Annotated in this window: 21 protein-coding genes; 12 read left to right on the top strand and 9 right to left on the bottom strand. The window is 70.5% G+C overall.

Going from position 1 to position 22,485, the window contains the following annotated elements:
- Positions 1-242 precede the first annotated feature (242 nt).
- Positions 243-2,360, bottom strand: a complete 2,118-nt coding sequence (locus AC5L3X_RS11105; protein WP_494856769.1) for a TerD family protein — start codon at positions 2,358-2,360, stop codon at positions 243-245.
- 319 nt (positions 2,361-2,679) lie between these two features.
- On the opposite strand from AC5L3X_RS11105, the gene AC5L3X_RS11100 reads away from it, so the two are divergent.
- Positions 2,680-4,002, top strand: coding sequence for a PP2C family protein-serine/threonine phosphatase (locus tag AC5L3X_RS11100; protein ID WP_494856768.1), 1,323 nt, complete (start codon positions 2,680-2,682; stop codon positions 4,000-4,002).
- Positions 4,003-4,093: 91 nt separating this feature from the next.
- Here AC5L3X_RS11100 and AC5L3X_RS11095 read toward each other — a convergent pair whose 3' ends face one another.
- The 5 genes from AC5L3X_RS11095 to AC5L3X_RS11075 form a co-directional block, all read right to left on the bottom strand.
- Positions 4,094-4,753, bottom strand: coding sequence for a DUF4097 family beta strand repeat-containing protein (locus AC5L3X_RS11095; RefSeq protein ID WP_494856767.1), 660 nt, complete (start codon positions 4,751-4,753; stop codon positions 4,094-4,096).
- Between the two features lie 176 nt (positions 4,754-4,929).
- Complete coding sequence (locus tag AC5L3X_RS11090) at positions 4,930-5,787, bottom strand: LLM class flavin-dependent oxidoreductase (protein ID WP_494856766.1); 858 nt, start codon at positions 5,785-5,787, stop codon at positions 4,930-4,932.
- A gap of 111 nt (positions 5,788-5,898) precedes the next feature.
- Complete coding sequence (locus tag AC5L3X_RS11085) at positions 5,899-6,729, bottom strand: GNAT family N-acetyltransferase (RefSeq protein ID WP_494856765.1); 831 nt, start codon at positions 6,727-6,729, stop codon at positions 5,899-5,901.
- A 110-nt stretch (positions 6,730-6,839) separates the two neighbouring features.
- A complete protein-coding gene (locus AC5L3X_RS11080; protein ID WP_494856763.1) occupies positions 6,840-7,187 on the bottom strand; it encodes an STAS domain-containing protein in 348 nt (115 codons plus the stop codon).
- 34 nt (positions 7,188-7,221) lie between these two features.
- A complete protein-coding gene (locus tag AC5L3X_RS11075; RefSeq protein ID WP_189126788.1) occupies positions 7,222-8,673 on the bottom strand; it encodes an LCP family protein in 1,452 nt (483 codons plus the stop codon).
- Positions 8,674-8,753: 80 nt separating this feature from the next.
- On the opposite strand from AC5L3X_RS11075, the gene AC5L3X_RS11070 reads away from it, so the two are divergent.
- Positions 8,754-9,773 carry a glycosyltransferase family 2 protein gene (locus tag AC5L3X_RS11070; RefSeq protein WP_494856761.1) on the top strand — a complete coding sequence of 340 codons (1,020 nt, stop codon included), beginning with the start codon at positions 8,754-8,756 and terminating at the stop codon, positions 9,771-9,773.
- A 16-nt stretch (positions 9,774-9,789) separates the two neighbouring features.
- Here AC5L3X_RS11070 and AC5L3X_RS11065 read toward each other — a convergent pair whose 3' ends face one another.
- Positions 9,790-11,064, bottom strand: a complete 1,275-nt coding sequence (locus AC5L3X_RS11065) for an SDR family oxidoreductase (protein ID WP_494856760.1) — start codon at positions 11,062-11,064, stop codon at positions 9,790-9,792.
- Between the two features lie 106 nt (positions 11,065-11,170).
- On the opposite strand from AC5L3X_RS11065, the gene AC5L3X_RS11060 reads away from it, so the two are divergent.
- From AC5L3X_RS11060 to AC5L3X_RS11025, 8 genes are all read left to right on the top strand, one after another.
- Positions 11,171-12,613, top strand: coding sequence for a CDP-alcohol phosphatidyltransferase family protein (locus AC5L3X_RS11060; RefSeq protein ID WP_494856759.1), 1,443 nt, complete (start codon positions 11,171-11,173; stop codon positions 12,611-12,613).
- A complete protein-coding gene (locus tag AC5L3X_RS11055) occupies positions 12,610-13,233 on the top strand; it encodes a DUF5941 domain-containing protein (protein WP_494856757.1) in 624 nt (207 codons plus the stop codon). Before AC5L3X_RS11060 ends, AC5L3X_RS11055 begins: the two co-directional genes overlap by 4 nt.
- A 74-nt stretch (positions 13,234-13,307) precedes the next feature.
- Positions 13,308-13,886 carry an IS607 family transposase gene (locus tag AC5L3X_RS11050; protein ID WP_189126783.1) on the top strand — a complete coding sequence of 193 codons (579 nt, stop codon included), beginning with the start codon at positions 13,308-13,310 and terminating at the stop codon, positions 13,884-13,886.
- Positions 13,879-15,540: a nuclease/transposase family protein gene (locus tag AC5L3X_RS11045; RefSeq protein ID WP_494856755.1), complete on the top strand. Its 1,662-nt coding sequence runs from the start codon at positions 13,879-13,881 to the stop codon at positions 15,538-15,540. The genes AC5L3X_RS11050 and AC5L3X_RS11045 overlap by 8 nt, the downstream gene beginning before the upstream one ends.
- A 61-nt stretch (positions 15,541-15,601) precedes the next feature.
- Positions 15,602-16,336: a phosphocholine cytidylyltransferase family protein gene (locus AC5L3X_RS11040; RefSeq protein ID WP_494856753.1), complete on the top strand. Its 735-nt coding sequence runs from the start codon at positions 15,602-15,604 to the stop codon at positions 16,334-16,336.
- Between the two features lie 27 nt (positions 16,337-16,363).
- Entirely contained in the window at positions 16,364-17,404 is a 1,041-nt protein-coding gene (locus tag AC5L3X_RS11035; protein ID WP_494856824.1) for an iron-containing alcohol dehydrogenase family protein, read from the top strand.
- A complete protein-coding gene (locus AC5L3X_RS11030) occupies positions 17,382-18,149 on the top strand; it encodes a CDP-alcohol phosphatidyltransferase family protein (RefSeq protein ID WP_189126780.1) in 768 nt (255 codons plus the stop codon). Before AC5L3X_RS11035 ends, AC5L3X_RS11030 begins: the two co-directional genes overlap by 23 nt.
- Positions 18,150-18,335: 186 nt before the next feature.
- Positions 18,336-19,220 (top strand): glycosyltransferase family 2 protein, encoded by an 885-nt coding sequence (locus tag AC5L3X_RS11025; protein ID WP_494856751.1) that lies wholly within the window; start codon positions 18,336-18,338, stop codon positions 19,218-19,220.
- Positions 19,221-19,340: 120 nt separating this feature from the next.
- Here AC5L3X_RS11025 and AC5L3X_RS11020 read toward each other — a convergent pair whose 3' ends face one another.
- Positions 19,341-20,006, bottom strand: coding sequence for an acetoacetate decarboxylase family protein (locus AC5L3X_RS11020; RefSeq protein WP_494856750.1), 666 nt, complete (start codon positions 20,004-20,006; stop codon positions 19,341-19,343).
- A 140-nt stretch (positions 20,007-20,146) separates the two neighbouring features.
- Between AC5L3X_RS11020 and AC5L3X_RS11015 the strand changes: the two genes are divergently transcribed.
- Complete coding sequence (locus AC5L3X_RS11015) at positions 20,147-20,602, top strand: RNA polymerase sigma factor (protein WP_308425870.1); 456 nt, start codon at positions 20,147-20,149, stop codon at positions 20,600-20,602.
- Positions 20,599-21,519, top strand: coding sequence for a hypothetical protein (locus tag AC5L3X_RS11010; RefSeq protein WP_494856748.1), 921 nt, complete (start codon positions 20,599-20,601; stop codon positions 21,517-21,519). Before AC5L3X_RS11015 ends, AC5L3X_RS11010 begins: the two co-directional genes overlap by 4 nt.
- Here the strand turns inward: AC5L3X_RS11010 and AC5L3X_RS11005 are convergent.
- Positions 21,516-22,484: a glycosyltransferase gene (locus tag AC5L3X_RS11005; RefSeq protein WP_494856747.1), complete on the bottom strand. Its 969-nt coding sequence runs from the start codon at positions 22,482-22,484 to the stop codon at positions 21,516-21,518. The genes AC5L3X_RS11010 and AC5L3X_RS11005 overlap by 4 nt on opposite strands.
- Between the last annotated feature and the right edge of the window lies 1 nt (position 22,485).

Here is a 22,485-nt window from a genome sequence, read left to right as displayed (position 1 = left end):
ACCCGCTGCCAGGGACGGACGCGACATTCACGCGGAGGGTTCGTGGTGAAACTGATCATGAGGAAGGCTCGCGAGCTAGATCCGATTGGTACCCGTAGGGTGCCGACCTGGTCGCGAAACCAGGTGAGAAGGAAGCCCGCGAATGGCCTCACGGCCAGAGTGCGAGGAGAGCGGGAAGGCTAGAATTTCATTCAGAAAGAGTGAGAAGGAAGCCCTCCCATAGCCTCGCGATCTTCACCTTATCAGGCGGGGATCAGCTCGTGCAGGGTCCCAGGCGTGTACACCCGCGCACCCTCCGGCAGGTCGGCCGGCGCCTGCAGCCCGATGTACGTCGTGTGCCCGGCCGTCGAGTTCTTCGCCCGCAGCAGGTCCGCCAGGTAGCGGACCCGCAGGTGGTCGCGCTCCACGATCGAGCGCACCAGCAGGGAGGAGGTGACGCGGTTTCCTTCTACCTGATTGCTGAAGGAGGGATGCCCCTTCAGGTAAAGGTGCAGCCACTTCACCCGCCAGCCGCCGTCGTCGCCGCGCAGGACGACGAAGGGCAGCGCGACGCGGCCCGCGCCGCGCAGGTCGGACTTCATCCGCACCGTGCGTGGTTCGAACGGCCTGCCCTCCTGTTCGGCGTTTCTGGTCATGTAGCCGAAGAACGCCTCGGCGGCCTCGTCGAACGCCTCGCCGGTGTAGATGTGGACCTGCGGGATGATGATCGGCCGGGTGGCGTCGGCGAGCCGGATGTTGATGAACTCCGACGCGCCGTCCTTCGCCTCGGTGAGGTCGCCGGAGTACTCGGCGAAGTCGTTGCCGTAGTTCGTCCACGAGATGTGTTCGGGGTCGCCGTAGTCGGCGTCCAGCATGAGTGCGGACAGGTCGTAGTCGGTACGCCGCCCGGCCTGCCGCCAGTGCACGAAGAACCGCAGGAGCTCGCCGTCCACCGCCGACAGCGATCCGCGCGGCAGCATCCCCAGGCCGGGGACGACGGCCTTGCCCGACAGGGGCAGGGCGACGTCGAGCACGTCGGGATCGATGACCAGCTCGCCCGGGTCGGGCAGGCGGCGGGTGATCTCCTCGTCCAGGACGGTGACCGCCCGCGACAGGACCTGCTCGTCGAGTGGCGCGCGGGCGTCGGAGGCCGCCCACGCTCTGCCGTTCCGGTTGGTGAAGACGCGGCCGGCGGCCGGGGCGAGGCGGTTCTGCAGGTGCTCGCGCAGCGACAGCAGGACGCGACCGGAGGCGCCCGCCGCCGCCTTCTCCGCGGCGTCCAGCACAGCCGGCGCGGAGTGGCCCGACCGCAGCAGGTGGTCGAGGCGGCGCAGCAACGCGCCCGGCGCGTTCTCCAGGAGCGCGACGGCGTCGCCGGTGCGGCCCGCCGACAGGGCGGCCTCGACGCGGCTGTCGAAGCTCGCGGCCTGGCGCACGCCTCTGGCCACCTCGAAGACATGGGCGGCGCGAGGAAGCCGCGGGTACTCGTGGGGGTGCAGCCGCTCGCCGAGCCGCTTCCACCGCTCCCGGTGACGGGGCACATCACCGAGCTTGGCCGGAACGGCGACGGCGTCCAACGCCTCAAGCAGGGCGCGGCGCTCGGCGCGGCGGAACGAGCGGAACCTGGTCGGCGTAGCCAGCGTGACGTCGCCGCCGGAGACACCGCAGGCGAGCCGCAGCACGTCGGTCACCGTGTCCACCAGCAGCGGCCGTCCTGCCGCCAAACGAACCTCGTTGACGATGGCGCGGCTCTCCCGCACCGGGATGCGCTCGGGCTCGTCGGCGCAGAACACGGCCAGCGTACGGAGCGCCGCCAGATCCTCCTCCGCGAGCGGGACCTCCGAACCCGCCAGCGAGAAGTAGAGCTCGCGCGCCTCTTCCTCCAGGCTCGCGCCCAGGTCCAGCACGGTCACCCGGTCGCTGGCCAGCGGGAGCAACTCGGCGTGCGCGGCCAACAGGTCGGCGTAGCTGTGCTGGTAGCGGCCGTACCCCGGCAGCGCGAGCAGGTTCAGCGTCGCCGGCTGGACACGCGTGGCGGCGACCGGGTCGAGCAGGGCCTCATGCAGGAGGCCGACCCAGAACTCCATGGTGTCGGGCACGTTCTTGGGGAAGTCGATGAAATAGGCGTTGTGCTGGACGTGGTCGCCGACCAGCGCGCGGACGGCGGCCAGCACACGGACGCCGAGATCGATCACAGTCTCGCCGCGCAGCCTCGCCAGGCGTTCGAGCAGGGCCGCCGAGCATGTGAAACCGACGCTCAGCAGCGCCGCGTCGAGCTGGCGGGCGGCCACCTCTCCCCAGCCGGGATGGGTATCGCCGGGTGCCTCGCCGATCGGAACGCGCAGCCGCCGGGCGATGACAAGACTCTCCACATTGTCCACCAGCGCACCTTATAGGTGGTGCACGCCTCAGGACTGTGGGTTTTCCTGGCGTGCGGTCCCGCCCGGCTCCGTCGCATGGGACAGGGGGCGGACAGGAAGTTCGCCGCGCCCACGCCAGAGGGCGAACCTGGCGACGAACTCAGCCCCCGATTTGGCACCATTTTTCCGCTTTCGAGCTAGCAGATGAAGCGGTAATTTCTTCTCATTGTGAGTTTCCTTGTGATTCGATGAGCGGTGTTTTCGTAGCCAACTGGAGGGCGACGTCCCGGTGAATCCTGGTTTCCTGATCAAGGATCCTCGCAGTCGCATCGAGTTACGGTTGAGTGCTGCCGCCTCCTCGCAGGAGCGGCTCGCGTTCCTCAATGACGCGAGCACGCGCATCGGCAGCACTCTTGACCTGGCTCACACCTGCCGCGAGGTCCTGGACGTCGCCGTGCCGAGGTTCGCCGACACCGGCGGGATCATGGTCCAGGAACGGCTCATCACCGAAGGAGAGTTCCCCGTCCGCCCCAAGGACGGCTCCGCGCTGGTCCGGCGCGTGGCCACCGCCGTGGCGGTCGACAACCCCTGGGACTGGAACACCGCCTTCCCGGTCGGCGAGGTCGCGGTCTACCCGCCGCTGCTGCCGCAGGGGCAGGCCATGGCCACCGCCAAGACCGTGCTGGTGCCCAGGCTGGAACAGGTGGTCGGCGACGAGAACGCCGAGGCGTTCGGCCGCCCGATCATCGCCCGGTTGCTGCCCGGCTGCTCGTTCCTCGTCACGCCGCTGGTCGCCCGCGGCAACGTGCTCGGATTCTTCGTGCTGGTACGCCGGGAGTCCAGCGAGCCGTTCCAGGACGGCGACATCGCGCTCGCGGAGGAGCTCGCGGCGCGCACCGCGATCTGCATCGACAACGCCCGGCTCTACGGTCGTGAGCGGCGCACGGCGCTCACTCTGCAGAGCGCCCTGCTCCCGAGCCTCCTGCAGGAGTCTCCGGGCCTGGAGATCGGCTACCGCTACCTGCCCGCCGGCGACCTGGCTCATGTGGGCGGCGACTGGTTCGACGTGATCCGGCTTTCGGACGACCGTACGGCGCTCGTCGTCGGCGATGTCATGGGCCACGGCATCCGGGCCGCGGCGACGATGGGCCAGCTGCGGACCGCCACCCAGACCCTGGCCAGCCTCGACCTGGACCCGGGTGAGCTGCTGTTCCGGCTGAACCGGGTGGCCCAGCAGCTCGACGCCGACCAGCTCGCGACCTGCGTCTACGCGACGTACGACCGGGCGACCGGGGCCCTCGCGATCGCCAGTGCGGGGCACGTGCCGCCCGTGCTGGTCAGGCCGAACGGCCTGACCGAGATCGTCCCGGTCGTGCCGGGGCCGCCCCTCGGAGTCGGCGGCGAGCGGCTGGAGATCTGCGACGCAACCCTGCCCGCCGGCGGCATGCTCGCCCTCTACACCGACGGGCTGGTGGAGACCCGTGACCGGAGCATCGTCGACGGCATCGCGGACCTGTGCTCGCTGCTGACCGGTCCGCCACGACAGATCGAGCAGATTTGCGACCTGATCGTCAAGGCCCAGCGTCCGGCTGACAAACGGGACGACATCGCTTTACTCCTTGCCAAGGCGATACCGGTGGAGCAAACCGCCCCTCTTTGTTAGCGCATTCGGGGTGAAGCGCGGTTTGTCGCCCCGCGTAGCGGCTATTGCCGCTGGAAACAGGGGAGTACGGCATTCGTGCCGCGATATCAGGTCATTTCGCGATTATTCGGACATCTCCGGAAGTGCTTTTCGCGATGACGGCGTTGTCGCTCTTGGTGTCCTTGAGCTGCGACCGCACCCTGCCGTGCGTGCTCTCGGCCGTGACCCGGTAAGCGCCGTCCGGGACCGTCGTGGTGACCCGCCCTTCGCGGGATACCGCGTCCACCTTGGACGGCCGCGCGGCGAACGAGAGGTTGATCGACCCGCTGACAGTCCGGGCCCGGACGCTGGACGACCTGAGCCGGTCGCCCGCGATCACACTGTCCTCGGCCAGCAGCCGCAACCTGCCTGACGTGCCGTACGCCCTGATCGGCCCGGAGGCCGACACGTCAATGTCCTGAGGCAGCCCGTCGAGGACCACCCCCTCGCCAGCCTTGATCACGAGTCGTGTCCCGGGCGGCACCTTGACGTGGTAGCGGGCGCCGCAGTCGCCGAGGATCATGGTGCAGTCGGCGCTCAGCCGCAGCGTGCCGTCCCTCAGCGACCAGGACGTGTTGCCCTCCTGGGCCGCCTTGCCCTTGGCCCACCGGTCCACCCGGATCTCCGTACCGGTGCCCGGCAGGACGCGCAGCCCGCCCAGTGACGACGCGATGGTGAGCCGGTCACCGGAATGCTGGAAGGTCCGGCCGTCGTGCACCTCCTCGGCGTCCAACCCGCATCCGCCCGCCATCCCAGCGCGACCAGAACCGCGCTTGCCATGATTCGCCTCATGCCGTCGATCCTGGTCCGGCGCGGGCGAGCCGCCATCGGTCATCCGGCCGACCCGCCTCCGCCGTTCGGCCGCCAAGTTGACGCCGTCATCCACGGCTTAACTACATGGCCTTGCGTTTACGGCCGAGAAGCTGACAGGGCGGCCAGCAGCCCTCGTACGTGCGACAAGGGGTCAGAGCCCAAGGGGCGCACCACCACGGTCGACACGCCCGCCTTCCACAACCCGCGCACCTGGGCGGCGGCCTCGGCGGGCGAGCCCGAGGCCGTGACCACCTCGTCGGGCGGCAGCCCTAGGAACGCGGCCTGGTCCTCGACGGCGGCCCGCATGACCTCGCGGGCGTCGTCGCCCAGGCACAGGTGGACGAAGGCCACCAGCTCGTGCCCGTCAGGCGGGTCGATGTGCCCGAGGATCGACGGGAGCTGCCGGGGCCCCAGCCCCTCGGGGATGATCGTGCCCTGCGCCAGCCGGCCCGACAGCGCCAGCGAGCGCGGGCCGACCACCCCGGCCAGCAGCGGAGGCGGCTCGGCGGGCGGGTGGACGAGGGAGACGCCGTCGAGCCGCACGTGACGGCCGCGCATGGTCACCGTCTCGCCCCTGAGCAACGCCTGGACCGAGGTGATCGTCTCCTCCAGCAGGGACAGCGGGGACGACACGGCGGCCCCCGCCTGCCGCATCCACGCGGGCACCCCGTGCCCGATGCCCGCCGCGAGCCGCCCGGGATGCAGGCGGGCGAGATTGCCCAGCTCCATGGCGAGCAGCGCCGGGTTGCGCAGGGGAGCGGGCGTGATGCCGATGCCCACGCGCAGCCGCGAGGTCATCGCCAGCGCCGTCGCCGCCGAGGAGATGGCGCCCGTCCAGCCGAGGTCCTCCACGACCCAGAGGTCGGACACCCCGTCGGCGGCGTCGAGCTCGCGGGCGAACGGCACGAGCCGCTCCGGCGGCAGCCCGCGGTCGAACATCACGCCCAACCTCATGCCTGGCTTCATGTCTGCCTTCACGATCGCCTCCAGCAGTCTGCGTCGAGCTTCACGGCACCCGCCAACGACACGCGCTCGCCTCTCACGGCGTCCTCACGCGCTCACCTCTCACGGCGTCCTCCAGTAATAGCGGAACACGCGGCCGACCTGGGAGTAGCCGGCCCGCAGGAAGGCCGCCGCGGTCGGGGTGTTGGCGGTGTCGGTGGCGGCGACGATGCGTTGCAGGCCCGCCTCGGCGAGGGTGCGGGTGCCCTTGGCCAGCAGGTCGTCGACATAGCCGTGGCCGCGGTGTTCGGGCACGACGCCGATGTAGGCGATGGAGTGGTCGTCGGGCGCCACCAGGCCCACGGGCGAGTCGCCGAGGTAGCCGATGACGAACCAGCTGGGCTTGGCCTTGCGGTTGACCAGGTCGTCATACATCCACCGGGCCTCGTGCTCGGCCCCCTCGGTCGCCACCTCGACTCGCGTGTCGTAGTCGAGTGAGCCGTGCGAGATGCGTACCAGCAGGTCGAGCACCTCGGCCGGGTCCAGTCGCCGGGCGGCGACGTATCGCAGCCTGCCCGGATCCTCTGGCAGGTCACTGCCGGCCTGCCATTCGAGCATCAGCCGCTCGACCTCCATCACGAACCCGGCCGCCGTCAGGGCCTCGTGCTCGACGGCCCGGTCGACGGTGGGGATCAGCCCAGGAGGAAGGGCGATGTCATGGATGATCTTGTTGAGCCGCATCGCCGCGAGGCTGTCCCGCAGCAGCCGGGCGGCCGTCTCCGGATCGGGGCCGGGGTCGAACTGCCAGGTGATCACCGGTGGCGCGTCGCGGAAGGGCGCCCAGAACGCGAGCCGCGCCTGGCCTTCCGTGAAGCACCACTCGGGCCGGGTCCTGCCCTCTTCGTACGCGGCGACCAGCTGGGATCGGGCAGGCTCGGGGAACTGATCGAACAACGTGAAAGCCTCCACCTGAAGGGCTCTCCCGGGCTCTACACGGCCGGAGGGAGGTGCGCACCGACTGACGTGACCATCGTCTCGCACGCCGCCGTCTTCTCGCGCGGGGCCTAGGCAGCCTCGCCGAGCGCCGTGCGCGCGTCGTCCATCGACGCGCTCGTCTCAAAGTGCCGGTCGAGGTTGGTGATCGTCAGCAGGTGGCTGATCATGCCGGGGGCCAGCACCAGGATCATCCGGCCGTGCCGGCGCTGGACGTGGTTGAGGCCGGCGACCAGCACGCCGAGCCCCACGGAGTCGCAGAACGGAACCTCGGTCAGATCGAGGACGAGATGAAGGGGATGGGGGACGGCGAGGGCCTGATCGAGCTCCGCCCGCAGACGGGGCGCGCCCGCCGCGTCGAGGTCTCCGACCACGCGGAGCACAGTGCAGGGATCCTCTCGCCAGCAGCTGACCACCATGGGTGTGACGTGCCCGTAGGCGGGATCATTATGCCTACTTTTTACATATGTTCTGGGTTGCCGTCTTGGTTTCCGGTGTAGCGCCGGTGGACGGCTTTGCGGTCGGCGTGGACGTCACCGAGACTTTCTTGATCTTCGGCTGGTCGCTGCCGAGGATCACCTCGATCCCCTTCGTGTCGACCTCGCGCAACTCGGCCCCCGGGATGGCGGCGGCGACCGTGCGGGCGGAGTCCTCGCGATCGGGTCCGTAGCGGATGAGCGTCTTCTTGTGGTCCTTACGCGTGGTGTTGCCCGGCTCGCCGGGCACCGCGAACCCGGCCGCGACCAGCGCCGCCTTGCTGCGCGCGCCGAGCCCGGTGATGAGCGTGCCGTTCTTGACCACGAGCGAGATGCGCTCCGGCGGGATCGTGAGGGCGGTCGGCTTGGCGGAGGCCGAGGCGCTGGGCGAGGGAGTGGGCTCGGCCAGGTCCTCGTCGGCGGCGATCCGGGCGAACATGTCGCGCGCCGCGTCCTTGTCCCACAGCACCGCGGACTCGCCGGTCGGGGTCTTGAAGTCGACGTTGGACAGCGGCACGTCGGCGAACTTCACGTCGTTCAGGGAGACGTCCCTGAGCTGGGTGGCGAGCCCCATCAGCCCGTCGTCGGGGTCAACCTTGACGGTGCGCAGCGTGGAGTTGACGAACGAGGCCAGCCGGGCCGGGTTGGCCAGCGTGCCGGCGCTCAGCGCGCGGTCGAGCATCGCCGAGATGACCTGCTGCTGCCGGTCGATGCGGTCGAGGTCGGAGCGGGCCGTGGCGCGGGTGCGGGCGTAGCCGAGGGCCTGCGCCCCGCGCAGCTCGTGGGTGCCGGCGGCGAGGGTGAGCCCGGTCTTGGGGTCGTTGATCGGCACCGGGGTGCACACCGTCACCCCGCCGAGCGAGTCGACGACGTCGATGAAGCCGAGGACGTTGACCTCGATGTAGCGGTTGATCCGCAGCCCGGTGGCGTGCTGCACGGCCTGGACCGCGAGCTTCGGGCCGCCGAACTGGTAGGCCGAATTGATCTTGTGTTCGCCCTGGCCGGGGATGGTCGTCCAGGTGTCGCGGGGCAGGCTCACCACGGTGATGCGGGTGTGGTCCTCGGACAGGCGGATGACCATCATCGTGTCGGTGCGCTGGCCCGACTCGCGGCCGAGCTTGAGTTGGTTCTGCTGCTTGCGGGTGAGGTCGTCGCGCTTGTCGATGCCGACGAGCAGGATGTTCATCGCGCCGCGCGGCGCCGACTCGGCCACGCCGGCGTCGACCGAGCCGATCTGCCGGGGAGTCGCCCACACCACGCCGGTGCCGACCAGCACTCCGGTGGACAACAGGCCGGCGATGATCACATTTCGGCGACGGGCTCTGGCGCCTCTGCCACGCCTTCGCCGGCGACCGCCCGCGAGCCTGACGCCGCCGTAGGCGTCCCCGCCCACGTGCACCCCAGCGTCCTCCTCGCCCGGGTCGCGCATCCCGTCCCCCTCTGTGCTGCCGGAGGATCGGGCCTTCGATTGCCCTCCTCCCCTGGTCGTACAGTAGCGTGAGCCCCGCCATGAAGCAGTTCCCCGACTCGCCGCACGCGCCAGCGGAGACACGTAGCTGGCCACCCATCTCCGTCGTCATGCCGGTCCTCAACGAGGAGCGGCACCTACGCGAGGCCGTGTCCCAGGTCCTCGCCCAGAGCTATCCCGGCGAGATCGAGGTCGTCCTCGCCGTGGGGCCCTCACAAGACCGCACCCAGGAGGTCGCCGAGGCCATCGCCCGGGCCGACCGCCGGGTCGTCGTGGTGCCCAACCCTACGGGCCGCACCCCCAACGCGCTCAACGCCGCGATCGCCGCCTCCCGCAACGGCATCATCGCCAGGGTCGACGGGCACGCCATGCTGCCCTCCGACTACCTGCGCGTCGCGGTCGAGACGTTGGAGGAGACCGGCGCCGACAACGTGGGCGGCGTGATGGCCGCCGAGGGCGTCACCGCCTTCGAGAAGGCCGTGGCGTGCGCCATGACGTCCAAGATCGGCGTCGGCGCGGCGGCCTTCCACGTGGGCGGCACGGCCGGCCCGGCCGACACGGTCTACCTGGGGGTGTTCCGCCGCACGGCCCTCGACCGGGTCGGCGGCTACGACGAGCACTTCCAGCGGGCCCAGGACTGGGAGATGAACCACCGCATCCGCCAGACCGGCGGGCTGGTGTGGTTCCAGCCGCGGATGCGGGTCTCCTACCGGCCCCGGCCCACCGTGAAGGCACTGGCCAAGCAGTACTTCCACTACGGACGCTGGCGGCACGTGGTCTCACGCACCCACGAGGGCACGATCAACCTGCGCTACCTCGCGCCGCCGGCGGCGGTGGTGGCGATGGCGCTCGGCCTGGTCGTCGCGCCGTTCTTCCCGCTGTCGCTGATCGTCCCGGGCGGCTACGCGCTGGCCATCCTCGCGGGCTCGGCCCTGACCAGCAGCGGGTATCCCGCGGCGGTCAAGCTCAGGCTCCCCCTCGTGTACGCCACCATGCACATCTCCTGGGGCTGGGGCTTCCTGACCAGCCCGCGCAAGCTCGCCCGCCCACCGGGTTCGTGAGACCGGGCGGCGTCCGTCAGGCGCCGCCCGGCACCCGCCCGGTGAGCCCGGACACCAGGATGTCGAGCCAGGTCTGAGCCGGCGCCCCGGGGTCGACGCAGTTGACCCGCACACCCTCGCCGGCCCACTCGGCGGCCAGGGCCCGGGTCAGGTCGGCGACCGCGGCCCGGGCCGAGGAGCGGAGGCTGTGGGCGGCCCCGCCTTCGGTGTGGCCGTGGGTGCCGATCAGCAGCCCGCCCCGCGTCTCGCGCAGGTGGGGATGGGCGGCCCGGGCCACGTTGACCGGGCCCAGGTAGCCGGTCCGCAGGGTCTCGTCGGCGGCGTCGGCGAGCCCGCCCAGGTGCGTGACCTCCGGCGCGTAGACCACGTGGTCGACCCGCCCCACCGAGGCCAGCGCCTTGACGACCGCGTCGTGGTCCTCGACGCGCACCTCCCCGGCGAACACGCGCGTCCGAGCCCCCTCCTGCTCGGCCAGGAGCGCCAGGTCGCGCCCGGGGCCGAAGACGACCACGGTCGCGCCGTCCAGGCCGGCCCGCCGGCCCGCCGGCCCCGGCGCGGGCACGCCCGCGTCGGCCAGGTGGAAGAGCCGCTCGGCGAGGTGCAGGTCGTCGGGGTGGGTGACCTTCATGTTGCGCTCGCTGCCCGGCACGAGGTGGATCGGCACGTCCGGCAGGTAGCGCAGCACCACGCCGCAGTCGTCGGTGGCGGGCCGCCGCTCGAACTCGGGGTCGGCGAGGGCCCGCTCGTAGGCCTCGCGAATGACCGACAGCCGGAAGCACTGCGGGGTCTGGGCACGCCTCAACAGCGACCTGTCAAGGACGTCGCCGATGATCTCGCCGCCGGGCCCCGGAGCGGCCACCAGGATCGTGTCGGAGCTCGGGATGGCCACCTCCACGGCCGTGTGGGTCTGGAGGGCCCGGACACACGCCGTGATGATCCGGGGCTCCAGGAGAGGGCGTACAGCGTCGTGCAGGAGCACGTCGCACTCCCGGTGGCCGATCGCTCGCAACGCCCGCCAGGTGCTCTCCGTGCGGCTCTCGCCACCGTCGACGATCTGGCCGACCTTGCCGAAACCGCGGCGCTCCACGATCTCCCGCACCTGGTCGGCGTAGCCGGGCGTCATCAGCACCACGATCTCGTCGATCTCGGGCGAGCCGTCGAACACGGCCAGGGTGTGCTCCAGGATGGATCGTCCGGCGATCGGGATGAGCTGCTTGGGCGTGCCGCGCCCGACACGCCGGCCGACACCGCCCGCCAGAATCACGCCCACAGTGGACAACCGGGAATTCATACGGCGAGCGTAACGGCCCGGTTCCGTGTTATCGCGTCGCCCTGTCGCTACGCTGTGTCCACGCACTCCCTCGCGACCGGGAGGACCTGCGCTTTTGACTGATTCCATGACGCGTGCCAGCGCGACCACCTCGGTGGTGCTGCTCGCCACGACCCCGGCCGGCCGGCTTCCCTGCGGCGACGGCACCCTGCTCGACCGGATCAACGACCAGCTCGCCACGCTTCCCGTCCGTGACGTCCACGTGCTCTCGCCCGGCGACGGGCTCGGCGCCGACCTGCGCGGCATCGCCAAGATCGTGAGGAGCGCGGAGGGCGCTGTCGTCGTGCTGCCGGCCGACCTGGTGGCGCACACCGAGGCTCTCGCGTCGCTGGTGGAGGACCCGTCTCGGGCCACGATGGCGCTGATCTCCCATGACACCGTCGAGGGCCCGTTGCGGCCGCCCGTCCGCGACGACAACGGCGTGGTCGGCGCCTCGGGAAGCTCCTTCCACACGGTTCCCGAGGCCAACGCCACGTTCCGGGGCGTGCTCCAGGTGAGCGAGGCCGATCTCGCCACGCTGGCCGACCTGGCCGAGGAGCTGGCCGACCTGGCCGAGGCGGGCAAACTCGGGCCCGTCACCACGGTCGAGGCGATCGACCTGCTGCTGGTCGGCCTGGTGCGGTCCGGCGTGCGGGTGCGCGCCGTCCGGCTCGGGCCCCTGCACGCCGACCGCGTCACCGGCCAGTCCTCCGCCGAGGCGGCGATCGGACGACTGGCCGAGGTGGACGAGGCCGAGGTCCGGCTCGACGGCGCGATCAAGTCCCGCGACGGCTTCTTCGCCACCTACTTCGTCTCGTCCTGGTCGCGCCACCTGGTGCGGCCCGCCGCCCGGCTCAAGCTCACGCCCAACTCCGTCACCGGCATCTCGGTCGCGCTGGCCGTGCTGTCGGCGGTCTGGTTCTCGGCGGGCGACCGCACCGCGCAGATCTGCGGGGCGGTGCTGCTCTACCTGTCGTTCGTGCTCGACTGCCTCGACGGCCAGCTGGCCCGCTACACCCGCACGTTCTCGCCGCTCGGCGCGTGGGCCGACGGCATGGCCGACCGGCTGAAGGAGTACATCGTCTATGTCGGCCTGGCCTTCGGCTACGCCGCCGGTGTGCCGTCCGGCCCTGGCGGGCCCGACGGCATCTGGTACCTCGCAGCCGCCGCGATGATCCTCCAGGTCGTACGCCACTCCGTCGACTTCTCGTACGGCGGGGCGCTGGCCGACGCGAGACGGGTCGGCGCGCTGTGGGCCAAGCCGGCGCGCTCGCTGCTGGAGCCGGCCGACGCGGCCCGCCACAACGTGCCGAGGCAGGGCGTGCTGCGGCTGGCCCAGCGGATGGAACGCGAGTCGATCACCCGCTGGGCCAAACGAATGATCGTGTTGCCGATCGGGGAGCGGATGGCGCTGATCGCGATCACGGCGGCGGTGTTCAACGCCCGCGTGACGTTCGTAGCCCTGCTGGGGTGGGGCGGGGTGGCGGCGGCCTACCAGCTCGCCGGCCGGATTGCGAGGTCGGCCCGATGATCACGGTGCACATGACGCCGGTTCCCGACAGCAAGGTCGTCGCCTACCGCGACGACGGACCGCTCTCGCGCGGCATGGGCCTGCTCGTGGCGGGCCAGTTGCCGCCGCTTCCGCCGGTGATCGCCGGGACGTTCGTCACCGGCGTGCTGCTGTTGCTCGGCGTGGCCGGGTCCGACGGCATCGCGTTCTTCGCGCCGCTCGTGACGCTCCTGCTGGCCGGACCGGGCAGCTCCCACCCGCACGACGGCCGGTTCGACTGGCTGGTGCCACCGATCCTGCGGATGATCGAATACTCGTTCATCGCGGCCTGCGGCTTCGCCCACGACGTGCATCCCGCGTTGATCTTCCTGCTGCTCGGCGCGCTGGCCTTCCATCACTACGATCTGGTCTACCGGTTGCGCCAGCACGTCTATCCGCCGCCGTGGCTGTCGACGGCGGCGCTCGGCTGGGACGGCCGGATGCTGGTGATCTCACTGACCGCCGTCGTCGGCTTCATGACCGGCGGGTTCGTGCTGCTCGCGGTCTACCTGTGGGCGTTGTTCGGCTGGGAGAGCCTCACCTGCTGGCTCGCCGCGCCCCGCTCCAAGGTGGAAGCCACCCCACCGGTCGCGCCAGACTAGGGGCTGGCAACTGCTGCTGATTGAGTGTTTGTTAGTGACCATTACTGTTCAAGGGTGGTGTAGCGTCTTGCCTTGTGAACCTGACGGAATGGGCGCGAGCGCAGGGAATTGCTCCTCGCACCGCGTACCGCTGGTTCCGTGAGGGCACGTTGCCGGTTCCCGCGGAGCGAGTGGGGCCACGCACGATCCTGGTCAACATCGACGCGAACACCTCACCGCCGGTGACCGGCGGCGTGGGTCTGTACGCCCGCGTCTCCTCCCACGATCAGAAGGCGGACCTGGAACGCCAGGTCGCCCGGCTGTCGCAGTGGGCGGCGAAGGCGGGGCACACGGTCGTCCGTGTCGAGTCCGAGATCGCGTCCGGTATGAACGGCGGGCGCATGAAGGCCCGTCGTCTGCTGGCCGATGCGAAGGTGACGACCGTGGTGGTCGAGCATCGTGACCGGCTGGGCCGGATGAACACCGAACTCGTCGAAGCCGCGCTGGAGGCCGCTGGTCGTCGTCTTGTCGTCCTGGATGACGGTGAAGTCGAAGACGACCTCGTGCGGGACATGGTCGAGGTGCTGACCTCGTTCTGCGCCCGCCTGTACGGTCGCCGCTCGGCGAAGAACCGGGCGAGGAAGGCCCTGAAAGCGGCGGCTGCCGATGAGTGAGACGCCGAAGAAGAGGAAGAAGGAGCAACTGCGCGCCATCGATGCGCCGTTCGTCGCCCTCGGCCCGTCCGGTGTGGCGATACGCGACCGTCTCAAGAACCTCACGATCGAGGACGACAAGGTGTTGCGGCTGATCGGTGATCACCTGGGCACGCTGGCGTCGCTGGACCTCAAGATACGCTGCGCGGACGGAAGCGATCACACCCCGGAGAAATGGGCGGCCCGTAAGCAGCGGCTGACCTGCGAGTCTTCGTCCCGATGGGCCGGGTCGATCACGAAGGCCACGCACGATCAGTGGGCTCTGTCGCGCCGTTGCCAGCTCGCCCACATCGAAACCCTCGAAGCCGGTGTGCGCATGCTGATGCACCGGCTGTCGCAGCCGCTCGGGGACAAGGGCACCAAACGGGCCGCGGGCGGCTACCGCTCGAAGGGCGAGTGGTTCCACAAGTCCCGTCGCCTGCACATCCTTCGGCACCGCCTCGACAGGGCCCGCACCGATCGCGAAGATGGGCGCGTGCATGTGGTACGCGGCGGCAGGCGACTCCTGGGCGCCCGCCACAACCTCGGCAAAGCCCAGCTCACCGAGCATGAGTGGCGGCAGCGGTGGGAAGCCGAGCGCTGGTTCCTCGCCGCCGATGGAGAGTCAGGCAAACGCTTCGGCAACGAGACGATCCGCCTCACCCCGGACGGCGAAGTCTCCATCAAGCTCCCAGCCCCGCTGGCGCACCTGGCCAACAGCGAGCACGGCCGGTACATCCTCGCCTCCAAGGTCGCCTTCGCGCATCGAGGACACGAGTGGCGCGACAGGATCGACAGCAACCGGGCCGTGGCCTACCGCATCCACCTCGACGTGGAACGCGGACGCTGGTACCTGACCGCATCCTGGCAACGCCCGGTCGTCACGACCGTCCCGCTGGAGACCGCCCGCGCGAACGGCATGATCGGTGTCGATACCAACGCCGATCACTTTGCCGCCTACCGGCTCGACCGGCACGGCAACCCGGTCGGTGAACCGCACCGGTTCTCCTACGACCTGTCCGGGCCGGCCGATCACCGTGACGCGCAGATCCGGCACGCCATCACCCGACTCCTGCACTGGGCCAAGAGCTGCGGCGTGGCCGCCATCGCGATTGAAGACCTCGACTTCACCGCCGCCAAGACCCGCGAGAAGCACGGCCGTAAGAAGCGGTTCCGCCAGTTGATCTCCGGCATGCCCACCGGCAAGCTCAAGGCCCGGTTGATCTCGATGGCCGCCGAGGCGGGTCTGTCCATCGTCGCGGTCGATCCCGCCTACACCTCTCAGTGGGGAGCCCGGCACTGGCAAAAGCCGCTGGTCTCCCCGCGCCGCACAATGTCCCGTCACGATGCCGCCGGTATCGCGATCGGGCGACGCGCCCTCGGGCACCCGATCCGGCGACGGACGGCACCGCCCCCACCCGACCAGAGCGATCGTGTGGGGCATCGGACCGTCCAGGCCGAGCCAGGTATCCGAGGACGTGAGGAAACCCGCCCACCCGTCACGGAGCGTGCACATGATGCACGTACCCGAACGGGGACCACACGAGGAACGCGGGAGACCAGTGCGTCCAAAACCGTTCGGGATGCGCGCAATGCCGGGACGTGGGTCCAAGACCCACTCCTGATCATTGATTAGGAACGGTCAAAGCCAGCTAACCTTTGGCCCTACGTAGTCATGTTCGACTGAGGAGTGCACGTTGCTGGGAATGGTGCTGGCCGCTGGAGCCGGAAGACGTCTGCGGCCCTACACCGACACGCTGCCCAAGGCGCTCGTGCCGGTCGACGGTGAGAGGACGATCATGGACATCTCGCTGCGCAACCTCGCCGCGGTCGACCTGCGCGAGGTCGTGGTCGTGATCGGCTACGCGGCGCAGGCCGTACACGACCGCAAGGAGGAGCTGGAGCGGCGGCACGGCGTCAAGCTCACGCTCGTGCACAACGACAAGGCCGAGGAGTGGAACAACGCCTACTCCCTCTGGTGCGCCCGCGACTACTTCGCGCAGGGCGCGCTGCTCGTCAACGGCGACACCGTGCACCCCGTCTCGGTCGAGAAGACGCTCCTGTCGGCCCCCGAGACCAGCGACATCCTGCTCGCGGTCGACGACGTCAAGAAGCTGGCCGACGAGGAGATGAAGGTGACCCTCGACGACGCCGGCGCGCTCAGGCGCATCACCAAGCTGATGGACCCGGCCGAGGCCCACGGCGAGTACATCGGGGCCACCCTGATCCGGCCGGGCGCCGCCGAGGGCCTGGCCGACGCGCTGCGGGCGACGTTCGAGCGCGACCCTCAGCTCTACTACGAGGACGGCTACCAGGAGATGGTCGACCGTGGCGCGCGCATCAACGTGGCGCCGATCGGCGAGGTCGACTGGGTCGAAGTGGACAACCACGACGACCTGGCGAAGGCTCGCACCATAGCCGTCCGCTACTGAGGAGGCGGGATGCCGCTTCTAGCGCGAATGTTGCCCGCGCCCCTGACCATGTCGGTCAGGCGCGGCGCGGTGGCGCAGCTCGGGGCCCTGCTGGCCGACAGCAGGGTCGCGACGTCCGGCAGGGTCGCGGTCGCCGTCGGCCCCGGCCAGGGTGACCACATCGAGGGCCTGATCGCGCCCACGCTGGGGGAGGCCGAGGTCTTCAGGGTGGCCGACGGGTCGGTCGACGCGGCCGTCTCGCTCGGCGCCGACCTGCGCAAGGGCGCCTACGAGGTGGTCGTGGGCGTCGGTGGCGGGCGCACCATCGACGCGACCAAGTACGCCGCGTCGCTGGCGGGCATCCCGATGGTCGCCGTGGCCACCAATTTGTCCCACGACGGCATCTGCTCGCCCACCGCTTCGCTGGTGTACGAAGGCGGCAAGGGCACGTTCGGCGTGCCGATGCCGCTGGCGATCCTGGTCGACCTCGACTTCGTGCACTCCGCGCCCCGGGTGCTGGTCAGGGCGGGCATCGGCGACGTGGTCAGTAACCTGTCGGCCATCGAGGACTGGCAGCTCGGCAACGTCGAGCACGGCGAGCCCCTCGACGGGCTGGCCTGCTCGATGGCGCGCACCGCCGCCGAGGCGCTGATCGGCCGCGCCGACTCCATCGAGTCCGACGCCTTCCTCATCGTCCTGGCCGAAGCCCTGATCCTGTCGGGCATGTCGATGGTGATCGCGGGCTCGTCCCGGCCCGCGAGTGGTGGAGATCATGAGATCCTGCATGCCGTGGATCAGCTCTTTCCCGGCACCTCCAACCACGGCGAGCTCGCCGGCATCGGTGCCGCCTTCTGCTTCTCCCTCCGGCAGGACACGGCCAGGCTGGCGCAGGTGACCGACTGCCTGCGCCGTCATGGGCTGCCGGTCGTCCCCGCCGACATCGGGCTGACCAGCGCGCAGTTCGCCGAGGCCGTGGCGCTGGCCCCGTCGACCCGTCCCGGCCGTTACACGATCCTGGAGCACCTAGACATGGGCGACACCGAGATTCGCGATCGGGTGGAGGACTATGTCCGGGCCGTCGGTCGCTGAGCTCCGGCGGGTCGCGCAGCCCGCCGGCACCATGGACCGTGAGAGCGGTGAGCACTGGGCGGGCTCCCTCTACATGCGCAAGGTGTCGCCCTACCTGACCTGGCTGCTCGCCAAGACGCCGATCTCGCCCAACCAGGCGACCTGGCTGATGATCGTGAGCGGCCTGGCCGCCGCGGTGGTGGTGGCGCTGCCGGGGCTCTGGGCGGCTGTGCTCGCGGCCCTGCTCATCCAGCTCTACCTGCTGCTCGACTGCTCCGACGGCGAGCTGGCCCGCTGGACCGGACGCACCTCGATCACCGGCGTCTACCTCGACCGGGTGGGCCACTACCTGTGCGAGGCGGCCCTGCTGGTGGGGCTCGGCTTCCGCGCCTCGGAGGTGCTGCCCGACTGGTACACCGTGCTGGGCCTGGCCACCGCGCTGGGCGCGATCCTGATCAAGGCCGAGACCGATCTCGTCGACGTGGCCCGGGCCCGCGCGGGCATGCCGGCCGCCACGGAGTCCGCCGCGGGCCAGATGAGGTCGGGCCTGCTGGCGCTCGGCCGCCGGATCGTGGGGGCGACCAAGTTCCACCGTCTCGTGCAGGCGGTCGAGCTGTCGATCCTCGTGGTGGTGGCCGCCGTGGTCGACGTCTTCACCGGCGACCTGCTGGCCACGAGGGTGTTGCTGGTGGCCTGTTTCGCGGCCGCGGCGCTGCAGACGGTGCTGCATCTGGTGAGCATTCTGGCATCGAGGCGGCTTGCGTGATCTCCTTCCGGAACCGTCAGCGCCTGTCGTCCGTCGTATTGATCGGACGTCCGCTGTTCGGTGGGGGTTCAACAGCGGTTCCGATACGCTTAGCTCCACCAAATCCAGGAAATGACAGACCAGCAGACTCGGTGATCATGAAAGAATGCTCCGCCCGTGCTCTCAACGCGTCAGGACGATGATTCGTTGAAGATCTCGTGCGTCATCCTCACCATGGGCAACCGGGTCGCGGAGCTGAACCGGGCGGTCGAATCCGCGCTCAACCAGGTCGACGGCGACGTCGAAGTGGTGATCGTAGGCAACGGCGCCGACGTGCCCGCGGTGTCGGCGACGCCACCCGAGGGCTCGGCCGCGACCGTGAAGACGATCCGGCTTGACAGCAACACCGGCATTCCGGCCGGCCGCAACCGCGGTGTCGAGGAGTGCTCGGGCGACGTCGTGCTGTTCCTCGACGACGACGGCTGGTATGCCAACCAGAAGGTCGTCGCGCACGTTCGAGACCGCTTCGCCACCGAGCCCGACCTCGCGGTGATCTCCTTCCGGGTGATGGATCCCGAGGGCGGCATCGGCCAGCGCCGCCACGTCCCCCGCCTGCGGGCGGGCGACCCGCAGCGCTCCTCGCCGGTCACCACCTTCCTCGGCGGCGCCTCGGCCATCCGGCGCTCGGCCTTCCTGCAGGTCGGCGGGCTCCCCGAACGCTTCTTCTACGCGCACGAGGAGACCGACCTGGCCTGGCGGCTGCTGGGCGAGGGCTACCGGATCGAGTACGACGCCGAGACGGTCATGTACCACCCGCAGGTCCCGCCGACACGCCACGCGGAGTTCTACCGGCTCAACGCCCGCAATCGCGTGTGGCTGGCCCGCCGCAACCTGCCGTGGCCGCTGGCGGTCCTCTACCTGCTCGACTGGATCGTGCTCACCCTGATTCGCGAGCGTGGCTCCGGTGTCGCCCTCAAAGCCTGGTTCACCGGCTTCTTCGAGGGGCTCCGCACACCCGCCGGAGAGCGCCGTCCGATGGCCTGGCGCACGGCCTGGCGCATGGTCAAGCTCGGCCGCCCGCCGATCGTCTGACGTCGACGGCCTGACCACTACGGCATGACCACTACGGTCTGACCGCCCCGGCTTGACCTGCGCGGTCCGACCTGCGCGGCCTGACCTGACCGCCATGGTCTGACCTGCGCGGCCTGGCCGTTACAGGCGCTCCGCGCCGCCGAACGTCATCGTGACGTGCGCGACCGTCGAGCTGAACAGCGCGCGTTTCGGCAGGCCCAGCTCGCTCAGCTCCTTGGCGACCGGGTGGTTGCCGAGCCTGATCAGCGCGCCGCCCGGGCGCGCTCGCACCCCGCGTGCCTGGACCGACCACGGCACGCGGCGCGTCACCCCCTCCTGGTGGGTGAAGGCGTCGAGCGGCATCATCGCTCCGGGCCCGATCAGCGGCACGCCGGGTTTGAGCAGCATGTCGAGCACCAGCCGACCGTCCTTGCGAACGATGCACCGTTTGTACGGCGAGTCGAGCCGCAACTCGATGTCGGCCAGCTCCTTCGGGAAGCCCCAGATGGTGCGCCCCGCCTCCAGCGTGAACCGCTGGTCGACGGGGAGCCAGTGAATGAACACCCCGGCCTGCCGCAGATCGCCCAGGCCGGGGGAGCCGGTCGAGCCGGGCGGCCGGATCAGGAACGCCACGCCGAACTCGTGGTAGGTGTCGAGGTCGCCGTCGAGGTAGTCGACGAACGTCAGCGCGCAGATCGCCTTGCCGGGGAGGAACTCGGCCACGTCCAGCCCCGAGTAGGCGATCACCGCCCTGGCGGCGTCGGCGCGCACGGGATACATCGCGCTGCAGACGCTGGCGTCTCTCACCCGGACAGGCATGCTGACCGTTCGGCCCTGGATCAGATGCGATGCCATGCGTCCAGTACATCAATCGGGAAGGGCTGTGACCATTCCTTCCTGGTACGCGTCTGTTCTGTTGTGACAATCGCTAGAGCGCGGAGGGCGACATCATCGAGGAGCTGTACCGCGAGCACTGGCCGCTCGTGTGCGGGTTCCTCCTACGCCGGACCCGCGATCCCCACCTGGCCGAGGACCTCGCGCAGGAGACCTTCGTCAAGGCGACCCGGGCGCTGCTCGGCTGGCGGGGCGAGAACGCCGCCGCCTGGCTGCTGGCCATCGCGCGCAACGTCCTCCTCGACCATGTCCGGCGCAGCCGCCACGAGCCGGCGCTGCCCGACCCGGACGAGCTCGGCGTGCCGCCGCTGCACGTCGAGGCCCTGGACGTGCACGACGTTCTGGACCGGCTGCCCGAGCGGCACCGCAGGCTGCTCACCCTGGTCTACCTCGACGGTTTCTCGATGGTGGAGGTGGCCGCGATGACCGGCAGAAGCCATTCGACGATCAAGACCGCGGTGTGGCGGGCCAGAGCCGCGTTCGCCGACAGCTACGGAGCCTCCCGATGACCGAAGACGATCTGCCGCCCATGCCGGACTTCGACCCCCGCAGGACCCGCCGGGCGGTCCGCAGGGGCCTGGTGCGGACCACGTCCATGGTGCTGGCTGCCCTGACCGTGGTCGCGCTGGTGGCGACGCTCGGCTCGGCCCTGGTGCAGAAACGCGGTGACCGGCAGCAACGGATGACCGACGTGCTCGGCACCGCGTTCAAGATCTACAACCCGGCCTACAACCTGAGCGTCGAACACTGCTGCGAGGCCACGCCGCTGTCGTTGTCGTTCACGGTGAGCGGCAGCCCGATCCGAGCGGCGGGAGGCTTCACCGGCTACGGCGGCTCCGGCCACACCATCACGCAGGACTTCTTCGGCCGGGTCGGCAGGCTGCCGCTCGGCAACTCGGCCAACACCACGCTGAGCACCGCGCTGGCCAACGTGCGGACCGGAAACCAGCCGGCGGACAGCAGCCGGAAGGTGCTGGCCAGGCTGCCCGAAGGGCTCAACGCGCTGGCGGTCGTCGAGTTCGACCGGCCTCTCACACCCGACGAGCTCGTACGCTTCGGCCGCGACCACGGCGCCTGCCCGGAGAAGGTCGTCTACGAGCAGCGGCCGAGGGCGATCCCCATCACCTGGGGCACGACCACCTGGGACAGAGCTCCGTTGCCGAACAGCGGCATGTGCTACGAGACGCCCCGGGACTACGTGAAGAACCTGCGGGCCTGGACCGGACTGCTGCGCGACCACGACGACGCCAACCTGCGCCACTTCGACCTGACCCTGGATCGGCTGCGCAAGGCGGCGGACGCCGGGCTGGCCTACGCGTACGTGGACAACCTGGTCACGGTCGGGAAGCTGCGCCGCCTCCTCGACGATCCGCGGGTCCGCACGGTCCGGGTGGCCGACGTGACCTACGACGTCGAACGGCCCTAGACGGTCAGCGGCTGGACCGGGGCGCCGAGCCCGGCCCAGGTCTCCATGAGGGCGACGAAGACCGGGGCGTGGTCGGGCCAGTGGTGGTGCAGGCGGGCCTCGGCGTGGCCGCGGGCGCCGAGCTCGGCCCGCCGTACGGGATCCTCTTTCAGGTCGAGCACGGCCCGTACGACAGCGCCCACGTCCAGGGGCACCACCACCCCGCAGCCGGCCCGTTCGACCAGCGGGGCGGCCGGCGGGGTGGTGACCACCGGCAGTCCCCGGCCCAGGTAGTCGAGCACCTTGGCGGGCATCCCGGACCCCGTGGAGGCGGTCAGTGACAGCCCGGCGAGCGCGCCCTCGGCCATGCGCAGCGCGTGCCGGCTGGGCACGTACCCGAACCAGTCGAGCAGCCCGGCCCGCTGGGCGTCGCGCAGCGACGGGCGCACGTCACGGTCGGCGGGCCCGATCAGGTCCATCCGGACGCCGTGCGGGACGAGCCGACGGGCCACCTCGATCAGCTCGGCCACGCCGTGTCCGGCGGACAGACGCCCGATGTGGACCACCCGGGTGTCGCCGGGAGGGGGCGGCGCCGCCGCCACCACGGTGGCCTCCGGCACCAGGGCGGGCGTGCAGAGCCGGTGCCGGCGCCCGGCCCGCGCGAGCCGCCTGGCGCCGGCGGTCTCGCGCACGTCCCAGACGACGGGCGGGCGGCGCGACGGCAGGACGCGCAGCAGGGCGTGGTCGTGCACGAGGAGCAGGTCCGCGTCTTTGCTCCCGCGCTTGAGCGCCGTGCGGGCGCGGCCGTATCCCGGGTCGCGGGGCACGTCGATCGCGGTGAGGCCCATCGCGGGCGTGACGTTGAAGTGGGTGAACGGGGCGACGTAGGTCACCTCGTGACCCGCGTCGAGCAGCGCCCTGATCTGCCGGTGCATGATCCGGGCGTCCTCGGGGTGGTGGACGATCGTGGCGACGCAAACCCGCATA

The organism is Nonomuraea sp. CX421, from assembly GCF_059358955.1.
Note: the sequence above shows the minus strand (reverse complement) of the source record. Positions and strands in the feature narration are given on the sequence as shown.

What these genes read in the sequence shown, in the direction of transcription:
- AC5L3X_RS11070 (WP_494856761.1), top strand. Translation starts at nt 8,754, where the DNA reads ATGAAGCAGTTCCCCGACTCGCCGCACGCGCCAGCGGAGACACGTAGC.
- AC5L3X_RS11010 (WP_494856748.1), top strand. Translation starts at nt 20,599, where the DNA reads ATGACCGAAGACGATCTGCCGCCCATGCCGGACTTCGACCCCCGCAGG.
- AC5L3X_RS11030 (WP_189126780.1), top strand. Translation starts at nt 17,382, where the DNA reads ATGTCCGGGCCGTCGGTCGCTGAGCTCCGGCGGGTCGCGCAGCCCGCC.
- AC5L3X_RS11065 (WP_494856760.1), bottom strand. Translation starts at nt 11,064, where the DNA reads ATGAATTCCCGGTTGTCCACTGTGGGCGTGATTCTGGCGGGCGGTGTC.
- AC5L3X_RS11080 (WP_494856763.1), bottom strand. Translation starts at nt 7,187, where the DNA reads ATGGTGGTCAGCTGCTGGCGAGAGGATCCCTGCACTGTGCTCCGCGTG.
- AC5L3X_RS11035 (WP_494856824.1), top strand. Translation starts at nt 16,364, where the DNA reads ATGTTGCCCGCGCCCCTGACCATGTCGGTCAGGCGCGGCGCGGTGGCG.
- AC5L3X_RS11045 (WP_494856755.1), top strand. Translation starts at nt 13,879, where the DNA reads ATGAGTGAGACGCCGAAGAAGAGGAAGAAGGAGCAACTGCGCGCCATC.
- AC5L3X_RS11005 (WP_494856747.1), bottom strand. Translation starts at nt 22,484, where the DNA reads ATGCGGGTTTGCGTCGCCACGATCGTCCACCACCCCGAGGACGCCCGG.
- AC5L3X_RS11075 (WP_189126788.1), bottom strand. Translation starts at nt 8,673, where the DNA reads ATGCGCGACCCGGGCGAGGAGGACGCTGGGGTGCACGTGGGCGGGGAC.
- AC5L3X_RS11055 (WP_494856757.1), top strand. Translation starts at nt 12,610, where the DNA reads ATGATCACGGTGCACATGACGCCGGTTCCCGACAGCAAGGTCGTCGCC.
- AC5L3X_RS11090 (WP_494856766.1), bottom strand. Translation starts at nt 5,787, where the DNA reads ATGAGGTTGGGCGTGATGTTCGACCGCGGGCTGCCGCCGGAGCGGCTC.
- AC5L3X_RS11060 (WP_494856759.1), top strand. Translation starts at nt 11,171, where the DNA reads ATGACGCGTGCCAGCGCGACCACCTCGGTGGTGCTGCTCGCCACGACC.